Source organism: Pseudomonas salicis (genome assembly GCF_057128705.1).
Genome location: NZ_JBSKHU010000004.1, coordinates 354,938 through 371,401, shown reverse-complemented (window position 1 = coordinate 371,401; position 16,464 = coordinate 354,938). Strand labels below are relative to the sequence as shown.

Sequence of the window (16,464 nt, the reverse complement as noted above, 5' to 3'; positions counted from 1 at the left end):
CATTCGCGAATGAATTCGCTCCCACAGGTTTGACCTGCGTTGAGTTCCGGACACGTCAGGCGATTTGAAGAGACCGGTACAACGGCAAAATCGAATCCCGGGTCAACGGCGCGAGGTGCAGGTGATCAACACGCTCTGCGTCGACCCAGACGATTTCCTCGATCTCCGCCGCAGGCACGACCGCTTGGTCAACGTCCAGCCGATACAACTGGCAGTTCACTTCAAAGCCCGGCTCATTCGCGGCCACCGCCGAAAACTCGCCCAGAAACTGCGCCTGCTCTGGCTCAACCAACAGGCCCAGCTCTTCGTTCAGCTCTCGCGCCAACGCCACGGCAGCGGTTTCACCCGCGTCGATCTTGCCACCGGGCTGCATGAACGCCTGGGTCCCGCGTTTGCGCACCAGCAGCGTTCGCCCGTCCGCGCCAATCAGCAACGCCGCCGCGATGCGGATGACCTTCACAGCACCACCTCGGTTTTCAAGGCGCGGGCCTCATCGGCACGCTCCAGCGCCAGCACGATCAAGCGATCAATCAGCTCCGGATAGCCCAGTCCGCTGGCCTGCCAGAGTTTCGGGTACATGCTGATAGAGGTGAAACCGGGCAGCGTGTTGACCTCGTTGATGATGATTTCCCGCGCCTCAGTGACGAAGAAATCGACCCGCGACAGCCCTGCGCAACCGAGCACGCGATAGGCCTGCAACGCGACCTCTCGGACTTCATCACTCAGGTCTGTCGGAAGATCGGCAGGGATCGCAATACGCGCCTGGCCGTCGTTCAGGTATTTGGTGTCGTAGGCGTAGAACTCGTCGTTGGCGACCACTTCACCGCACACGCTGACTTGCGGTTCGTGGTTGCCCAACACGGCGCATTCCACCTCGCGACCGACGATGCCCTGCTCGATCAGCACTTTGTTGTCGTAGTCGAAGGCGAGTTTCAACGCAGCGTCGTAGCTGGCTTGATCGGTGACTTTGCTCACGCCCACCGACGAACCCTGGCTCGCCGGTTTGACGAACAGCGGCAATCCCAGTTGTGCGGACACGCTGACGAAATCCACCGACTCGCCCCGGTGCAGCACGGCGAACGGCGCCACAGCGATGCCCGCGTCACGCAGCAGACGTTTGGTCACGTCCTTGTCCATGCACACCGCCGAGCCCAGCACATCAGGGCCGACGCACGGGATGTCGAGCAGTCGCAACAGGCCTTGCAGCGCGCCGTCTTCGCCGGTGCTGCCGTGGATCAGGGGGAACACCACGTCAATGCGCGGCACGTCCAGACCGGTTTCCACTTCAACGAATTGCGGGCCTTTGGTGCCCGGTCTCAGGGACAGCAGACGCCCCGACTCGCTGAGTTTGATGTGCGCAGGGTCGTTGACATTCTGCAGGTAGTCGCGCTCGTCGAAACGCAGCCAGTGGCCTTGTTTGTCGATGCCGATCAGGGTGATGTAGTAGTTGTTGCGATCAATCGCATTGATCACGTTGCGCGCCGATTGCAACGACACTTCATGTTCGGAGGATTGCCCACCGAAAACGATGGCGACTGACTTTTTCAAAGGGGAAACTCCTGGATTTCAGGTCGCAGAGTCAAAAGCAATTTGCGCCGTTAGTCCAGCCCCGAGGGCGTTTGGTTGACGGAATGCAGACGTGTAAAGCGCAGGATTGGCACGATTCACCCGGCATTTTCAATGTGGCCGCGATTAACGGAGCCCGCGCGGGTACAATGGCCCCCTTTCTCTTCTGCTACGGCTTTTCTCATGACTGACCCCATTCGCCTTTCCAAACGCCTTATCGAGCTGGTCGGCTGCTCAAGACGCGAGGCCGAGCTGTTCATCGAAGGCGGCTGGGTGACAGTGGACGGCGTCGTCATCGACGAGCCGCAATTCAAAGTCGAAGGCCAGACCGTGGCCCTCAGCCCCGACGCCAAGGCGGTCACCCCGGAAGCGGTGACGATTCTGTTCAACGTACCCGCAGGCATGAGCCCCGAGCAGGCATTGCCGCTGATCACGCCCGACTCACTGTCGGCCGAGCACAGTTTTGGCAAGCGCCCACTCAAGGGTCACTTCCTGCGCCTGGAAGCGATTTCCACGCTGCAAGCCAACGCCAGCGGCCTGATGGTGTTCAGCCAGGACTGGAAAATCCTGCGCAAGCTCACCGACGACCGCAGCAAGATCGAGCAGGAATACGTGGTCGAAATCGACGGCGAGATGGTCGCTCACGGCCTCAATCGCCTGAACCACGGCCTGATGTACAAAGGCAAAGAGCTGCCGAAAGTCAAAGCCAGCTGGCAGAACGAAACCCGCCTGCGCTTCGCCATGAAAAACCCGCAACCCGGCGTCATCGCCCAGTTGTGCGAGGCCGTGGGCCTGAAGGTCGTGTCCATTCGCCGGATTCGCGTCGGCGGCGTGTCCATCGGCAAGGTGCCCGAAGGTCAATGGCGCTACATGACCGAAAAAGAAAAGTTCTAATTCCCCCTTTTTTGAGCGCCGCGATCCATCGCGCGCTGACACCCGATTGCTCAGGAAACACGCATCATGATGAACAACGACGTACTGCGTAGCATCCGCTACATGCTCGATATCAGCGACGCCAAGGTGGTGGACATCGCCAAGTTGGGCGGCATTGAGGTGACCAAGGCGCAGGTCATCGCCTTCACCAAGAAAGACGAAGAAGAAGGTTTCGAGCCGTGCAGCGATGAAATCATGGCGCACTTCCTCGACGGTCTGGTGTTCTTCAAGCGCGGCAAGGACGAGAGCCGCCCGCCGCTGCCCGTCGAGCTGCCGATGACCAACAACATCGTGCTGAAAAAGCTGCGCGTCGCCTTCGAACTCAAGGAAGAAGACATGCACGCGATCCTCAAAGCGTCGGACTTTCCGGTGTCCAAGCCGGAGCTGAGCGCGCTGTTCCGTAAGGCCGGTCACAACAACTACCGCGTGTGTGGCGACCAGTTGCTGCGCAACTTTTTGCGGGGCCTGACCCTGCGCGTTCGTGGCTGAGTCTGACGGTCATTCGATGAGCCAGTCTTACAGCGTTTCGCCCATCGGCTTCGTGCGCTCGTGCTTCAAGGAAAAATTCGCCATTCCGCGCCAGCCGCAGCTTGCCCCTGCCGCTCGTGGGGTGCTGGAGCTGGTGCCGCCTTTCGACCAGGGCGATGCCGTGCAGGGATTGGAGCAGGTCAGCCATGTCTGGCTGCTGTTTCTGTTTCACGAAGCGCTTGAAGACAAGCCTCGCTTGAAGGTCCGCCCTCCTCGCCTGGGCGGCAACCAGTCGATGGGCGTGTTCGCCACCCGAGCCACCCACCGCCCCAACGGCATTGGCCAGTCGGTGGTCAAGCTGGAGAAGGTCGAAGCCGGTCGCCTGTGGTTGTCGGGCATCGACCTGCTGGACGGCACGCCAGTGCTGGACGTCAAACCCTACGTGCCTTACGCCGACGTTATCATCGATGCCCGCAACACCATGGCCGCTGCGGCACCCGAGTTGATCCCGGTGTCGTGGGACGACGACGCGCTGCATCAGGCCCGCGAACACGGGCTGCGTCTGGCCGAACCGTTGATCGAGCTGATCGAGCAATGCCTGGCCCAAGACCCTCGGCCTGCTTATCAGCAGCCTGCACCCGAGCGGCGTTACGGTGCGCAATTCTGGGATGTAGACGTGCGCTGGCATTACCCGCACCCAGGACAGATCCGAGTGCTGGAAGTGGTGCTGTCAGGCAACTGACCTGCTGACAAGCGCCCACAAAAAAACCGCCTGGTCCGTGACCTCCAGGCGGTTTTTTTCAGACGCCCAAATGGCAGGCGCCTGTACTGACTTGGTCGCGGACAAATCCGCCCCCACAGTCACTGTGCGAGCGGTTCATCCACGATTGGGTCGATCCTGAACCTGCTCGTTACAGCAGGCTGAAAAGGCTTACTTCTCGACGAATGCGCGCTCGATCAGGTAATCGCCTGGCTCGCGCATGCGTGGCGAAACGGTCAGGCCGAAGCTGTTCAGCACTTCGCTGGTCTCGTCGAGCATACTCGGGCTGCCGCACAGCATGGCGCGGTCGTCCTGCGGGTTGATCGGTGGCAGACCGATGTCGCTGAACAGCTTGCCGCTGCGCATCAGGTCGGTCAGACGGCCTTCGTTTTCGAACGGCTCGCGGGTCACGGTCGGGTAGTAGATCAGCTTGTCGCGCAGCGATTCGCCGAAGAATTCGTTTTGCGGCAGGTGCTCGGTGATGAACTCGCGGTAGGCGACTTCGTTCACGTAACGGACGCCGTGGCACAGGATGACCTTCTCGAAACGCTCGTAGGTTTCAGGGTCTTGAATGACGCTCATGAACGGCGCCAGACCGGTGCCGGTGCTCAGCAGGTACAAGTGTTTGCCAGGCTTGAGGTCGTCAAGCACCAGCGTGCCCGTAGGCTTTTTGCTGATGATGATCTCGTCGCCTTCTTTCAGGTGTTGCAGCTGCGAGGTCAGCGGGCCGTCCGGCACTTTGATACTGAAGAACTCCAGATGCTCTTCCCAATTCGGGCTGGCGATGGAGTAAGCACGCATGAGCGGGCGCCCGTTAGGCTGCTGCAGACCGATCATGACGAACTGACCGTTCTCGAAGCGCAGACCAGGATCACGGGTGCACTTGAAACTGAAGAGGGTGTCGTTCCAGTGATGAACGCTGAGGACACGCTCGTGATTCATGTTGCTCATGGTACGTGGGAACTCCTGAAATTTGCCTGCGCCGATGAAAGCGCCATTGCGCGATATTCTAGTGGCAGACACAATATCTGTTAACTGGATTATCAAGATATGGGTTATCGGTTATATAGATATGCGATTCACTCTCCGTCAACTGCAAGTGTTCGTCGCCGTGGCCCAGCAGGAAAGCGTTTCCCGCGCGGCCGTGCTGTTGTCGCTATCGCAATCAGCGGCCAGCACCTCGATTACCGAACTTGAGCGGCAATCCAGCTGCCAGCTGTTCGACCGCGCCGGTAAGCGCCTGAGTCTGAACGCCACCGGGCGACAACTGCTGCCCCAAGCGGTGGCCCTGCTCGATCAGGCCAAGGAAATCGAAGACCTGCTCAATGGCAAGTCGGGCTTCGGCTCGCTGGCCGTCGGCGCCACCCTCACCATCGGCAATTACCTGGCGACCCTGCTGATCGGCAGTTTCATGCAGCGCCATCCGGAAAGCCAGGTGAAACTGCATGTACAGAACACCGCCAATATCGTGCAGCAAGTCGCGCACTACGAGATCGACCTGGGCCTGATCGAAGGCGATTGCAGTCATCCTGACATCGAGGTCCAGACGTGGGTCGAAGATGAGCTGGTGGTGTTTTGCGCGCCACAGCACCCGCTGGCCAAACGCGGCCACGCGACCCTGGCGGAATTGACCCATGAAGCGTGGATTCTGCGGGAACAAGGTTCAGGCACGCGCCTGACCTTCGATCAATCGATGCGCCATCACCTTAACAGCCTCAACGTGCGCCTGGAGCTTGAACACACCGAAGCCATCAAACGGGCCGTGGAGTCGGGTCTGGGGATTGGCTGTATTTCTCGACTGGCGCTGCGTGACGCCTTTCGCCGGGGCAGTCTGGTGGCGGTGGAAACCCCCGAGCTGGACCTGGTTCGCCAGTTTTACTTCATCTGGCACAAGCAAAAGTATCAGACCAACGCGATTCGAGAGTTTCTGGACCTGTGCCGTGCATTCACGGCCGGGGTGCGGCGCAGCGACGAGATCGTGCTCCCGAGCATCGCTTGAAACGACGCTGGGCTCATTAAAGGCAGGCTTACCCCAGCAGGATCAACGCCCACACCACCGCAATCATGCTCAACGCCACGAACTGCGCCGCACTGCCCATGTCCTTGGCGTTCTTGGACAGCGGGTGGCGGTCCAGCGAGATGCGGTCGATAGCGGCTTCGATGGCGGAGTTCAGCAGTTCGACGATCAGTGCCAGCAGGCACACGGCGATCAGAATCGCACGCTCTCCCCGGCTGACATGAAATACGAACGACAGCGGAATCAGAATGACGTTGAGCAACACCAACTGACGGAACGCCGCTTCGCCTTTGAAGGCGGCGGTCAGGCCGTCGAGGGAATAGCCGGAAGCATTGAGGATACGTTTGAGGCCAGTCTGGCCCTTGAATGGGGACGTCATAAAGAAAACTACTGAGCAATGAAGACGGTGGAGGCTAGTGCAGCGGCGGTCAAAAAAGTGTGAAGAACCACCGCTGAAGAGCCAGATAAAGCGCCGAAACAGCCTTTTCAATTCGGCGAAATAGATTCCAGTTGTTGCAGCAACAACGCCGCCTGGGTGCGGGTGCGTACGTTCAACTTACGGAAGATGGCAGTCACGTGGGCTTTGATCGTCGCTTCTGACACGCTCAACTCATAGGCGATCTGCTTGTTCAACAACCCCTCGCAGACCATAGTCAGCACCCGGAATTGCTGAGGTGTCAGGCTGGCAAGGCCTTCGCTGGCGGCTTTGGCTTCCGCCGAAACACTGACGCTCTCGTTGACCTGCGCGGGCCACCAGACATCGCCATCCAGCACGGTCCGTACAGCCTGTTGAATCGTTTCGAGCGAACTGGACTTCGGAATGAAACCGCTGGCGCCGAACTCGCGGGACTTGACCACCACGGCCGCCTCTTCCTGAGCCGAGACCATCACCACCGGCACCTGCGGGTATTGACCGCGCAGCAATACCAGCCCTGAAAAGCCATAGGCGCCCGGCATATTGAGGTCCAGAAGAACGAGGTCCCAATCGGCCTTTTCAGTCAAGCGCGCTTCCAGATCGGCGATGCTTTCGGCTTCGACCAGTCGAGCGTCCGGGCCGAGGCCCAGGGTGAGGGCTTGGTGCAAGGCACTGCGAAACAAAGGGTGGTCATCGGCGATCAGGATTTCGTAGGTCATTTCATGATCCTGTTTATAAGTGAGCGCCGACGGATTCAGCCCTCACGATGGCATCCGCAGATGCCAGCCTTCACGGTGCGTCAATCTGACGCGTGCCATGCCGTCCAAAGCAGACAGATGACGGCGTTCAGACATTCACGCGGCGCCAAGGATGCCCAGCACAGCCGGGGTGGTCAAGCCTGACGGTTTACGGCACAGTTCGCGGCCCTGCCTTGACGAGTGCCACCATGCAAAACCACGCCCTGCGAGCGGATCTGCTCATGCTCCTGACCGCGATGATCTGGGGCAGCGGCTTCGTCGCCCAGACCGCTGGCATGGATCACATCGGTCCCTACCTCTTTTCAGGGCTGCGCTTTGCCCTCGGTTCGCTCTGCCTGCTGCCACTTATAGTGCGCCGCCCCGCAACAGGGCCTCAGCCGGAACCCCTGCTGACCCGAGGCTTGCTGCAAGGCGGCATCGTGATGGGCCTCGCACTGGCGCTCGGCATCAACCTGCAACAGGTCGGCCTGCTGTTTACCAGCGTCACCAATTCGGGCTTCATCACCGGGCTGTATGTGATTGTAGTGCCCATTCTGGGCCTGTTTCTCGGGCATAAGACCGGCATCGGTACCTGGCTGGGCTGCCTGCTCGCCGTGCTGGGGATGTTTCTGCTGAGCGTGGGCGAGAACTTTCACGTCGCGTCCGGCGACTGGCTGCAACTGATTGGCGCCTTCGTCTGGGGCGGGCATGTGATCCTGGTGGGGGTGTTCGCCAGTCGTCACGACCCGGTGCGTCTGGCGTTTTTGCAGTTCGTCACCTGCTCGGGGGTGAGCCTGATCCTCGCGCTGGTTTTCGAACCCATCGCGCTCGACGCCATCGTCGCGGCAGCGCCTTCTGTCCTGTACGGCGGCGTAGTCGCGGTGGGGATCGGCTACACCTTGCAAGTCGTCGCGCAAAAACATGCGATTGCCTCTCACGCCGCAATCATCCTGTCGCTGGAAGCGGTATTTGCGGCCATTGCCGGGGCCTGGATTCTGAGCGAAGCCTTGCAGGTACGCGGCTATGTGGGGTGTGGATTGATGCTGGCGGGGATGTTGCTGGCGCAGCTGTGGCCGAGGAAAGCGCACAGCTGACCGCTCACTCTATAAACGCCTTCAAATAGCGGTGCGGGGCATCGTCCGGATCAATCGGCAGTTGAAACTTCGCGCCCAGATAATGGGCGCTGAACACATCCAGATAGACGTCCAGCACACTTGCCGCCTGCTGGTCGTCCGCCAGTTCCAGACACAGCGCCGCGACCTCAGCCGTGCAGAAGTGATCATCGCGTTTCGAGCGGCGCAGGCGGTAACGCGACATGTGTTCCGGCGCCAGACTCAACACCGGCAGTTGATCCAGGTACGGACTCTTGCGAAACATTTTGCGCGCTTCCGGCCACGTGGCGTCGAGCAGAATGAACAACGGGCGCTTGCCGTTTTCCACCTTCACCTCGGTGACCACCCGCTCAGCCGCGACGAACTCGCCGGGGAACACGATGTACGGCTGCCATTGCGAGTCGCTCAGCAGCGCGGGCAGCTTCTCGTCGATATCGGTTCGGGACCAACTAAAGGCCTCCGTGTCCTTGATCACATCAGCGATCAGCCAGCCGGTGTTGGTGGGTTTCAGCGGTTCAGTGTCGTACATCAACAGACAAACCGCTGACTTGGCCTCGACCGTTGGTTTCCATCCACACAGGCAGTAACTCTCGATCACCCGACACCCGGCACATCGCGGCGCGCGAGAACCTCGAGCGATGAAAGGCTTGGTGCTGCGGGCGAGGCGTTCGGCGCGCAGACGCGCAACGGCGTGGGTCATGGGACAAGGCAACCGTGCGAGGGCGTCGGGTAGCGACAAGACAGGAACACAAAGGACATCCGGGATGTAAAAAAGTCGGCGCAGTCTAGCAGAGCTACCCGGTTCACTGGTGTCCGCCGAGGCGACTCACCTATACTGCTCGCCCTCGAACACCCCCAGTCACCAGTGAACGCCCACGGCCGCTGCCGGTCCAACGACGTTCATTGCCCCAGGAGAGTCCAATGCTTCGCCTTATCGCCCCCACCCTCACGCTTTTGCTCGTCGCTCCGCTGTTCGCCAACGCGGCGTCCAAACAGGATTACGAACTGAACAAAGAGCTGGAACAAGTCGCGGCGAAAAGCAACGTCGGCAAGCCCAACGCCATCAGCGAAGACATTCTCGACGAAGGCTACACCGTTGATGGCCGCGTGCTGATCGACCATCTCAGCGTGCAAGCCGGCCAGGCCGCGCAGATGCGTGAAAACCCGGAACTGATGGGTCGCCAACTGGGCACCAGCGTCTGCCGCAACCCTGGCTATCGTCAGTTGATGGCCAAAGGCGCGATCCTGCGTTACGAGTTCAAGGAATACAAAACCAACCGCCTGATCACGACCCAGCAGATCACCGCAGCCGACTGCGCCGCCAAGGCGCCCGCCAAGAAGAAATAACGCCGCTTTTCAGGACGCCGCGCGCCGTTGTTGATCTTCGGCGCGCAGCTCGGCGACCAGCGCTTGAAGGTAGTAAGAACGCCTACCGTTTTGACTCAGACGCCTGATGCACTCCTGCTCTAAGGTCGAATGGCTTCTACGCGCCGCCTCGCTCAATGACCGATACAGATCCACATCGATTTCCAGCCTGATCTCCATTTCATCCCTCCATGGGGCTGTCCATGCCATACCTTCAGCATGGGCAAACCTCGACGACTTCTCGTCGGTGCGCACTCGAACCGCTGAGCACGAACCGCCGCTATCCAGGTTGCACTGGCATTCACCTTGCCATGCCTATCAGTAAATCAGAGGCCGCGCCCGAGACCCGACTGACCGACGAGTGGGAAAACATTCATGTTGTGGCGGAAGGTGGGCATTGCCAGCCTCAGTGTTCGGGCACATCATCACGCCATCGGTTTTTACGAACAGTCACGGTTTCGTCACGCCGTCGAGGCAAAAGGGGTTGCCTGCCGCTGTCGTTACGCTCAATGTTTTTTTCTTTTCAACCAAGGACATAGACAGAATCAGTGGCGCGACCCTGTCGCCATCCAACCTGAGCCCTATTATGGAGATGGCCAGCAGCAGCGACGCATGAAGCGTCGTGACCCTGTCTCGACGGACAGGGTCGATGATTCTGCAGAAGGAGAAAGTTTGCATGCCTTACGTACCCAATGACGTGTTGTCCCGTCACTTCCAGGACAACGGGATCGACCTGGCGAAGATCGAAGAACAACTCAGCCTGGTCGCCCCCAACAGCCCGAACCTACCGCTCTACCGCGACATGATGCTGACCGTACTGCGCATGGCTCAGGACGATCGCAATCGCTGGAACGCCAAAATCACCCTGCAAGCCCTGCGCGAACTGGATAACGCCTTCCGCGTACTCGAACAGTTCCGAGGCCGCCGCAAGGTCACGGTCTTCGGCTCGGCACGAACCCCGGTCGAACACCCCGTCTACGGCTTGGCTCGCGAACTGGGCAAGCAGCTCGCAGCCTCCGACCTGATGGTCATCACTGGGGCCGGTGGCGGGATCATGGCCGCCGCCCACGAAGGCGCGGGGCTGGATTACAGCCTGGGCTTCAACATTACCCTGCCCTTCGAACAGCACGCCAACGCCACAGTCGATGGCACGGGCAACCTGCTGCCTTTCCATTTTTTCTTCACACGTAAGCTGTTCTTCGTCAAAGAAGCCGACGCCCTAGTCCTCTGTCCCGGTGGTTTCGGTACGCTGGACGAAGCGTTGGAAGTGCTGACCCTGATCCAGACCGGGAAAAGCCCGCTGGTGCCGATTGTCCTGCTGGACGCCCCGGGTGGCACCTTCTGGGAAGGCGCTCTGAATTTCATCCGCAACGAACTCGAAGCCAACGGCTACATCCTGCCCACCGACATGAACCTGCTCAAGCTCGTGTACAGCGCAGAGGAAGCGGTGGCTGAAATCAACCAGTTCTACAGCAACTTCCATTCAAGCCGCTGGCTGAAGAACACCTTCATCATCCGCATGCATCACGCGCTGAATGAAAACGCTCTCGATCATCTGCAGAACGCTTTTGCTGACCTGCGACTGAGCGAAGACTTCCAGCAATACGCGCATCAGGACGAACACGACGACGAGCAGTTCAGCCACCTTTCGCGGCTCGCCTTTAAATTCAATGGCCGGAACCATGGACGCCTGCGGGCACTGGTGGACTTCATCAACCTGAGCGAGAACTGGGCGAAGCCGGCACAGGCTCAGGCAGCACGTGGGCGGGAGCCGTTGAAAGCGACGTGATGAGTGGATATCTGTAACCGTCCGGGCCGGGCGGTTACAGCCTCTGGTCAATAGTCGTCATGGCCTTTACCGCTTAACAGGCGGCCTATGAGCTCCGGCGGAAAGCCTCGATAGCTTAGAAATCGCATTTGCTGCCCCCGCTCACGCGCATCCTTGGGCAACTGCCCGCCGAACTTGCGCTGCCAGGACTCTTCCAGCTTTTCTCGCCAATCGATGCCGCATTCCCGAAGCGCCAGCTCGATGTCGGCGCGCTGCAACCCGCGCTGCCCAAGCTCTTCGCGAATACGCAAAGGACCGTATCCGGAACGGGCACGGTAGGAAACGAAACTTTCGAGATAACGGGATTCGGACAGCAGCCCCTCTTCCGTCAGACGGTCGAGGGCAGCTTCGATCAATTCAGGAGGGGCGCCGCGCTGACGCAATTTACGCGTCAGCTCGACTCGACCGTGCTCGCGACGTGCGAGCAGGTCCATTGCAGTACGCCGTACGGCGACGGGCGTATCAAGCACTACCGACATGGCTGCTATCAGATGTCAGCGTCTTCGACTTCGGCCACATCATCTGCGGCAACGCGAGACGATTGGGCTTTGACATCCGGCGCTGCGGTCAGCAGTTTTTCACGGATTTGCTTCTCCAGGGTCGCGCCGATTTCCGGGTTGTCCTGCAGGAACTTGGCCGAGTTGGCTTTACCCTGACCAATCTTGTTGCCTTGGTAGCTGTACCATGCACCGGATTTCTCCAGCAGACCGTGCAGCACGCCCAGGTCAATGATTTCGCCGTTACGGTAAATACCCTTGCCGTACAGAATCTGGAATTCAGCCTGACGGAACGGAGGCGCCACCTTGTTCTTCACGACTTTGACGCGGGTTTCGCTACCGACCACCTCGTCGCCGTCTTTCACCGCGCCGGTACGGCGGATGTCCAGACGAACCGAAGCGTAGAACTTCAGCGCGTTACCACCGGTGGTGGTTTCCGGGCTGCCGAACATGACGCCGATCTTCATACGAATCTGGTTGATGAAGATGACGAGGCAGTTGGCGTTCTTGATGTTACCGGTGATCTTACGCAGCGCCTGAGACATCAGACGGGCTTGCAGGCCGACGTGCATGTCGCCCATTTCACCTTCGATTTCAGCTTTCGGCACCAGTGCGGCCACGGAGTCGACGACGATCACGTCGATGGCGTTGGAACGCACCAGCATGTCGGTGATTTCCAGTGCCTGTTCGCCGGTGTCCGGCTGCGAGACCAGCAGGTCGTCAACGTTGACGCCCAGTTTGCCGGCGTACTCGGGGTCGAGGGCGTGTTCGGCGTCGACGAACGCACAGGTGGCGCCCATCTTCTGAGCTTCAGCGATGACCGACAGGGTCATGGTGGTTTTACCGGAAGACTCAGGACCGTAGATTTCAACGATCCGGCCTTTTGGCAGGCCGCCGATACCCAGAGCGATATCGAGACCCAGAGAGCCGGTGGAGATAGCAGGAATAGCCTGGCGGTCATGGTCGCCCATGCGCATCACGGCGCCTTTGCCGAACTGACGCTCGATCTGACCCAAGGCCGCAGCCAAGGCTTTCTTCTTGTTGTCGTCCATTGAAGTCCTCTCGTAATCGGTTAGGCCTGAAGGCCGATATAACTGTATAAGTGAACAGTATTATTCCACAGGGTTGCGCGCGCGCCTACCCCCGATTTGGTATTTCTCCGCGAGCGAGGCGGATCAGCCCCTCTAGAGCGGCCTTTACCGTTTGTCGGCGCACGGCATCCCGGTCTCCAGCGAACTGAAAACGCTCGGCAATCAGTTGATCGGCTGCCCCCCAACAAATCCAGACGGTGCCCACCGGCTTCTCAACTGAACCGCCATCAGGACCCGCCACGCCGCTGACGGCCACCGAGAATTTCGCCGCGCTGTGAACTTGCGCTCCACGGGCCATGGCCTCGACCACTTCCCGGCTGACAGCACCCACGCGGCCGAACAAAGCTTCAGGCACGCCCAATTGCTGGGTCTTCTGACGATTGGAATACGTGACATAACCGGCTTCGAACCAGGCCGAGCTGCCGGGGATACGGGTAATGGCTTCGGCAATGCCGCCTCCGGTGCAGGATTCAGCGGTGCTGACCTGCGCCTTGGCTTCCAACAGGCCCTTACCCAAGGCAGTGGCCAATTGAGTGATTTCGTCCACAACTCTTCTCCGTAACATTCAAGCGATGGGCACACGCTACACGACCGACGTGCAGGTGCAAGGCAGAACGCGGCCTGAGTCGTGACCGCGCCTGCATGAAGCTTTATTTCGGCTCCCGTTTCTCGGGACAGGGTTTCTTGACCGTTTCGATAACGGTCTCCCGAGGGCGGCGGCGCGCTTCGTCCAGCGTAATGAAGCGCCCGTTGGTTGAATCCCTTCCACGTTTACGTCGCATATAAAAGTCCCTTTCGATAAGCCTGCCCGGAATCGGGCAGTGACCCCGACAGCCTAGACAGCCGTTCAGCGCTTATGTCGATCCGGAAACGCGCCGTGACGAATACGCCGAACCTGCGGCCAGCGAACGTGCGTGGTAACCTTGCGCCCATCGCAAAAGCAATCGGATTTGACGTCGGCCCACGTAGGTGGTGTTCCCCGCGACCCCGTCCGTTTGCCCAAATCTCCTAACGAATTTGCCTAAATAACTGATGAATAAAGCAATTTCCGATCTCTCTTCCCACACGCCCATGATGCAGCAGTACTGGAGGCTGAAAAACCAGCATCCGGATCAACTGATGTTTTATCGGATGGGCGACTTCTACGAGATTTTCTACGAAGACGCCAAGAAGGCCGCCAAGCTGCTGGACATTACGCTGACCGCACGCGGTCAGTCGGCGGGCCAGAGCATCCCCATGTGCGGCATTCCTTACCATGCGGCCGAGGGCTATTTGGCCAAGCTGGTAAAACTGGGTGAGTCGGTGGTGATCTGTGAGCAGATCGGCGACCCCGCCACCAGCAAAGGGCCGGTCGAGCGCCAGGTCGTGCGGATCATCACGCCGGGCACGGTGAGTGATGAAGCTTTGCTGGATGAGCGTCGCGATAACCTGATCGCGGCGGTATTGGGCGACGAACGCCTGTTCGGCCTTGCGGTGCTGGACATCACCAGCGGCAACTTCACCGTTCAAGAGATCAAGGGCTGGGAAAACCTGCTGGCGGAACTCGAGCGCATCAACCCGGTGGAACTGCTGATCCCGGACGATTGGCCACAAGGTTTGCCGGCCGAAAAACGCCGAGGCGCACGCCGTCGAGCGCCGTGGGACTTCGAACGGGATTCCGCGCATAAAAGTCTGTGCCAGCAGTTTTCGACCCAAGACCTCAAGGGCTTCGGCTGTGAAACCCTGACCCTGGCCATCGGCGCCGCGGGCTGCCTGTTGGGTTACGCCAAGGAAACCCAGCGCACTGCTCTGCCCCACCTGCGCAGCCTGCGCCACGAGCGCATGGACGACACGGTAATCCTCGACGGTGCCAGCCGCCGCAATCTGGAACTGGACACCAACCTCGCTGGTGGTCGCGACAACACGTTGCAATCGGTCATGGACCGCTGCCAGACGGCCATGGCAACGCGTTTGCTGACCCGTTGGCTGAACCGGCCGTTGCGCGATCTGAAGGTGCTGCAAGCCCGTCAGGAATCCATCGGCTGTTTCCTGGAGCGCTACCGCTTCGAAAACCTGCAACCGCAGCTCAAGGAAATTGGCGACATCGAGCGGATTTTGGCGCGGATCGGCCTGCGTAATGCTCGCCCTCGCGATCTCGCACGCCTACGTGATGCTCTCGGCGCACTGCCTGAGCTGCAACTGGCGTTGGCCGAACTGGAAGCGCCGCACATTCAAGCGCTCGCAAAAACAGCCAGTACCTACCCGGAGCTGGCTGATCTGCTGCAACGGGCGATCATCGATAACCCGCCTGCGGTGATTCGCGATGGCGGCGTGCTGAAAACCGGCTACGACGGTGAACTGGACGAGCTGCTGTCGCTGAGCGAAAACGCCGGACAGTTCCTGATCGATCTGGAAACCCGCGAAAAAGCCCGCACCGGTCTCGCCAACCTCAAGGTCGGCTACAACCGCGTGCACGGCTATTTCATCGAGCTGCCGAGCAAGCAGGCCGAGCAAGCGCCAGCCGATTACATCCGTCGCCAGACGCTCAAGGGCGCCGAGCGTTTCATCACGCCCGAGCTGAAAGAATTCGAAGACAAGGCCCTGTCGGCCAAAAGCCGTGCGCTCGCCCGCGAGAAGATGCTCTACGAGGCGCTGCTGGAAGACCTGATCGGCCATCTCGCGCCGCTTCAGGACACCGCCGCCGCACTGGCCGAGCTGGACGTGTTGAGCAACCTGGCCGAGCGCGCGCTGAACCTGGACCTCAACCGTCCGCGCTTCATCGACGAGCCATGCATGCGCATCGAGCAAGGTCGTCATCCGGTGGTCGAGCAGGTGCTTTCAACGCCGTTCGTGGCCAACGACCTGGACCTCAACGACAACACCCGCATGCTGGTGATCACCGGTCCTAACATGGGCGGTAAATCCACCTACATGCGCCAGACCGCGCTGATCGTGCTGTTGGCGCACATCGGCAGTTTCGTGCCGGCGGCCAGTTGTGAGCTGTCGCTGGTGGACCGCATCTTCACCCGCATCGGCTCCAGCGATGACCTGGCCGGTGGCCGTTCGACGTTCATGGTGGAAATGAGCGAAACCGCGAACATCCTGCACAACGCCACCGACAAGAGCTTGGTGTTGATGGACGAAGTCGGTCGCGGGACCAGCACCTTTGACGGGCTTTCCCTGGCATGGGCTGCGGCAGAATGTCTCGCCCAGTTGCGGGCGTACACCTTGTTCGCCACGCACTATTTCGAGCTGACGGTGTTACCGGAAAGCGAACCACTGGTGGCGAACGTGCACCTGAACGCGACCGAGCACAACGAGCGCATCGTGTTCCTGCACCGCGTCCTGCCCGGCCCCGCAAGCCAGAGCTATGGCCTGGCCGTGGCCCAACTGGCGGGCGTTCCAGGCAACGTTATTACCCGCGCGAAGGAGCACTTGCAGCGTCTGGAAACCACCAGCCTGCCCCACGAGCAGCCCAAGCCAAAACCCGGCAAGGCACCTGCACCGCAGCAGGCGGACATGTTCGCCACCCTGCCGCACCCGGTGCTGGAGGAGTTGTCGAAGCTGAAAATCGATGACATGACACCGCGCCAGGCGCTCGATTTGTTATATGGACTGCAAAACCGGATCTAACGGTATTTGCAACAAGCTGTTAGAATCCCGCGCGGTTTGGGAACGGTACGGCCTTTAGCCTGG

General features: G+C 60.0%; 18 protein-coding genes. 8 read left to right on the top strand and 10 right to left on the bottom strand.

The annotated features are described in order from the left end of the window. Nucleotides 1-55: 55 nt before the first annotated feature. Both ACWKWE_RS16480 and ddlA read right to left on the bottom strand, forming a co-directional pair. Nucleotides 56-460, bottom strand: coding sequence for an NUDIX hydrolase (locus ACWKWE_RS16480; RefSeq protein ID WP_166593500.1), 405 nt, complete (start codon nucleotides 458-460; stop codon nucleotides 56-58). Then, a complete protein-coding gene (ddlA, locus tag ACWKWE_RS16475; RefSeq protein WP_483851124.1) occupies nucleotides 457-1,548 on the bottom strand; it encodes a D-alanine--D-alanine ligase in 1,092 nt (363 codons plus the stop codon). The genes ACWKWE_RS16480 and ddlA overlap by 4 nt, the downstream gene beginning before the upstream one ends. Nucleotides 1,549-1,749: 201 nt before the next feature. Here ddlA and ACWKWE_RS16470 point away from each other — a divergent pair, with 201 nt between their 5' ends. The 3 genes from ACWKWE_RS16470 (at nucleotide 1,750) to tsaA (ending at nucleotide 3,709) form a co-directional block, all read left to right on the top strand. Further along, nucleotides 1,750-2,460 carry an rRNA pseudouridine synthase gene (locus tag ACWKWE_RS16470; protein WP_483851123.1) on the top strand — a complete coding sequence of 237 codons (711 nt, stop codon included), beginning with the start codon at nucleotides 1,750-1,752 and terminating at the stop codon, nucleotides 2,458-2,460. A 66-nt stretch (nucleotides 2,461-2,526) separates the two neighbouring features. Continuing rightward, complete coding sequence (locus tag ACWKWE_RS16465) at nucleotides 2,527-2,988, top strand: YehS family protein (RefSeq protein ID WP_166593503.1); 462 nt, start codon at nucleotides 2,527-2,529, stop codon at nucleotides 2,986-2,988. 16 nt (nucleotides 2,989-3,004) lie between these two features. Further along, nucleotides 3,005-3,709, top strand: a complete 705-nt coding sequence (gene tsaA / locus ACWKWE_RS16460; protein WP_483851122.1) for a tRNA (N6-threonylcarbamoyladenosine(37)-N6)-methyltransferase TrmO — start codon at nucleotides 3,005-3,007, stop codon at nucleotides 3,707-3,709. 189 nt (nucleotides 3,710-3,898) lie between these two features. Here tsaA and fpr read toward each other — a convergent pair whose 3' ends face one another. Continuing rightward, the gene (fpr, locus tag ACWKWE_RS16455) at nucleotides 3,899-4,678 is read right to left on the bottom strand and encodes a ferredoxin-NADP reductase (protein ID WP_005616041.1); all 780 of its coding nucleotides are present in this window, start codon (nucleotides 4,676-4,678) and stop codon (nucleotides 3,899-3,901) included. A 121-nt stretch (nucleotides 4,679-4,799) separates the two neighbouring features. Here fpr and ACWKWE_RS16450 point away from each other — a divergent pair, with 121 nt between their 5' ends. Next, on the top strand, nucleotides 4,800-5,726 hold the full coding sequence (locus ACWKWE_RS16450) for a LysR family transcriptional regulator (RefSeq protein WP_166593505.1): 927 nt from the start codon (nucleotides 4,800-4,802) through the stop codon (nucleotides 5,724-5,726). Nucleotides 5,727-5,754: 28 nt separating this feature from the next. On the opposite strand, the gene ACWKWE_RS16445 is transcribed toward ACWKWE_RS16450, so the two are convergent. Together ACWKWE_RS16445 and erdR are read right to left on the bottom strand one after the other, a co-directional pair. Next, nucleotides 5,755-6,123, bottom strand: coding sequence for a diacylglycerol kinase (locus ACWKWE_RS16445; RefSeq protein WP_166593506.1), 369 nt, complete (start codon nucleotides 6,121-6,123; stop codon nucleotides 5,755-5,757). Nucleotides 6,124-6,230: 107 nt separating this feature from the next. Beyond that, the gene (gene erdR, locus ACWKWE_RS16440) at nucleotides 6,231-6,878 is read right to left on the bottom strand and encodes a response regulator transcription factor ErdR (protein WP_166593507.1); all 648 of its coding nucleotides are present in this window, start codon (nucleotides 6,876-6,878) and stop codon (nucleotides 6,231-6,233) included. A gap of 227 nt (nucleotides 6,879-7,105) precedes the next feature. On the opposite strand from erdR, the gene ACWKWE_RS16435 reads away from it, so the two are divergent. Then, entirely contained in the window at nucleotides 7,106-7,990 is an 885-nt protein-coding gene (locus ACWKWE_RS16435; protein ID WP_483851121.1) for a DMT family transporter, read from the top strand. A 4-nt stretch (nucleotides 7,991-7,994) separates the two neighbouring features. On the opposite strand, the gene ACWKWE_RS16430 is transcribed toward ACWKWE_RS16435, so the two are convergent. After that, complete coding sequence (locus ACWKWE_RS16430) at nucleotides 7,995-8,708, bottom strand: tRNA-uridine aminocarboxypropyltransferase (RefSeq protein WP_483851120.1); 714 nt, start codon at nucleotides 8,706-8,708, stop codon at nucleotides 7,995-7,997. A gap of 221 nt (nucleotides 8,709-8,929) precedes the next feature. Between ACWKWE_RS16430 and ACWKWE_RS16425 the strand changes: the two genes are divergently transcribed. Then, nucleotides 8,930-9,355, top strand: coding sequence for a PA3611 family quorum-sensing-regulated virulence factor (locus tag ACWKWE_RS16425; protein ID WP_166593510.1), 426 nt, complete (start codon nucleotides 8,930-8,932; stop codon nucleotides 9,353-9,355). Between the two features lie 9 nt (nucleotides 9,356-9,364). Here the strand turns inward: ACWKWE_RS16425 and ACWKWE_RS16420 are convergent, their stop codons facing one another. Next, entirely contained in the window at nucleotides 9,365-9,553 is a 189-nt protein-coding gene (locus tag ACWKWE_RS16420; protein ID WP_483851119.1) for a hypothetical protein, read from the bottom strand. Nucleotides 9,554-10,049: 496 nt separating this feature from the next. Between ACWKWE_RS16420 and ACWKWE_RS16415 the strand changes: the two genes are divergently transcribed. After that, a complete protein-coding gene (locus ACWKWE_RS16415) occupies nucleotides 10,050-11,162 on the top strand; it encodes an LOG family protein (RefSeq protein WP_166593512.1) in 1,113 nt (370 codons plus the stop codon). Between the two features lie 47 nt (nucleotides 11,163-11,209). On the opposite strand, the gene recX is transcribed toward ACWKWE_RS16415, so the two are convergent. The 3 genes from recX to ACWKWE_RS16400 all read right to left on the bottom strand — a co-directional run bounded on the left by recX (nucleotide 11,210) and on the right by ACWKWE_RS16400 (nucleotide 13,354). Beyond that, nucleotides 11,210-11,680 (bottom strand): recombination regulator RecX, encoded by a 471-nt coding sequence (gene recX / locus ACWKWE_RS16410; RefSeq protein ID WP_483851118.1) that lies wholly within the window; start codon nucleotides 11,678-11,680, stop codon nucleotides 11,210-11,212. A gap of 8 nt (nucleotides 11,681-11,688) precedes the next feature. After that, nucleotides 11,689-12,750 (bottom strand): recombinase RecA, encoded by a 1,062-nt coding sequence (recA, locus tag ACWKWE_RS16405; RefSeq protein WP_166593514.1) that lies wholly within the window; start codon nucleotides 12,748-12,750, stop codon nucleotides 11,689-11,691. An 85-nt stretch (nucleotides 12,751-12,835) separates the two neighbouring features. After that, the gene (locus ACWKWE_RS16400) at nucleotides 12,836-13,354 is read right to left on the bottom strand and encodes a CinA family protein (RefSeq protein WP_483851117.1); all 519 of its coding nucleotides are present in this window, start codon (nucleotides 13,352-13,354) and stop codon (nucleotides 12,836-12,838) included. A gap of 479 nt (nucleotides 13,355-13,833) precedes the next feature. Between ACWKWE_RS16400 and mutS the strand changes: the two genes are divergently transcribed. Beyond that, nucleotides 13,834-16,401 (top strand): DNA mismatch repair protein MutS, encoded by a 2,568-nt coding sequence (mutS, locus tag ACWKWE_RS16395; protein WP_166593802.1) that lies wholly within the window; start codon nucleotides 13,834-13,836, stop codon nucleotides 16,399-16,401. Nucleotides 16,402-16,464 lie beyond the last annotated feature (63 nt).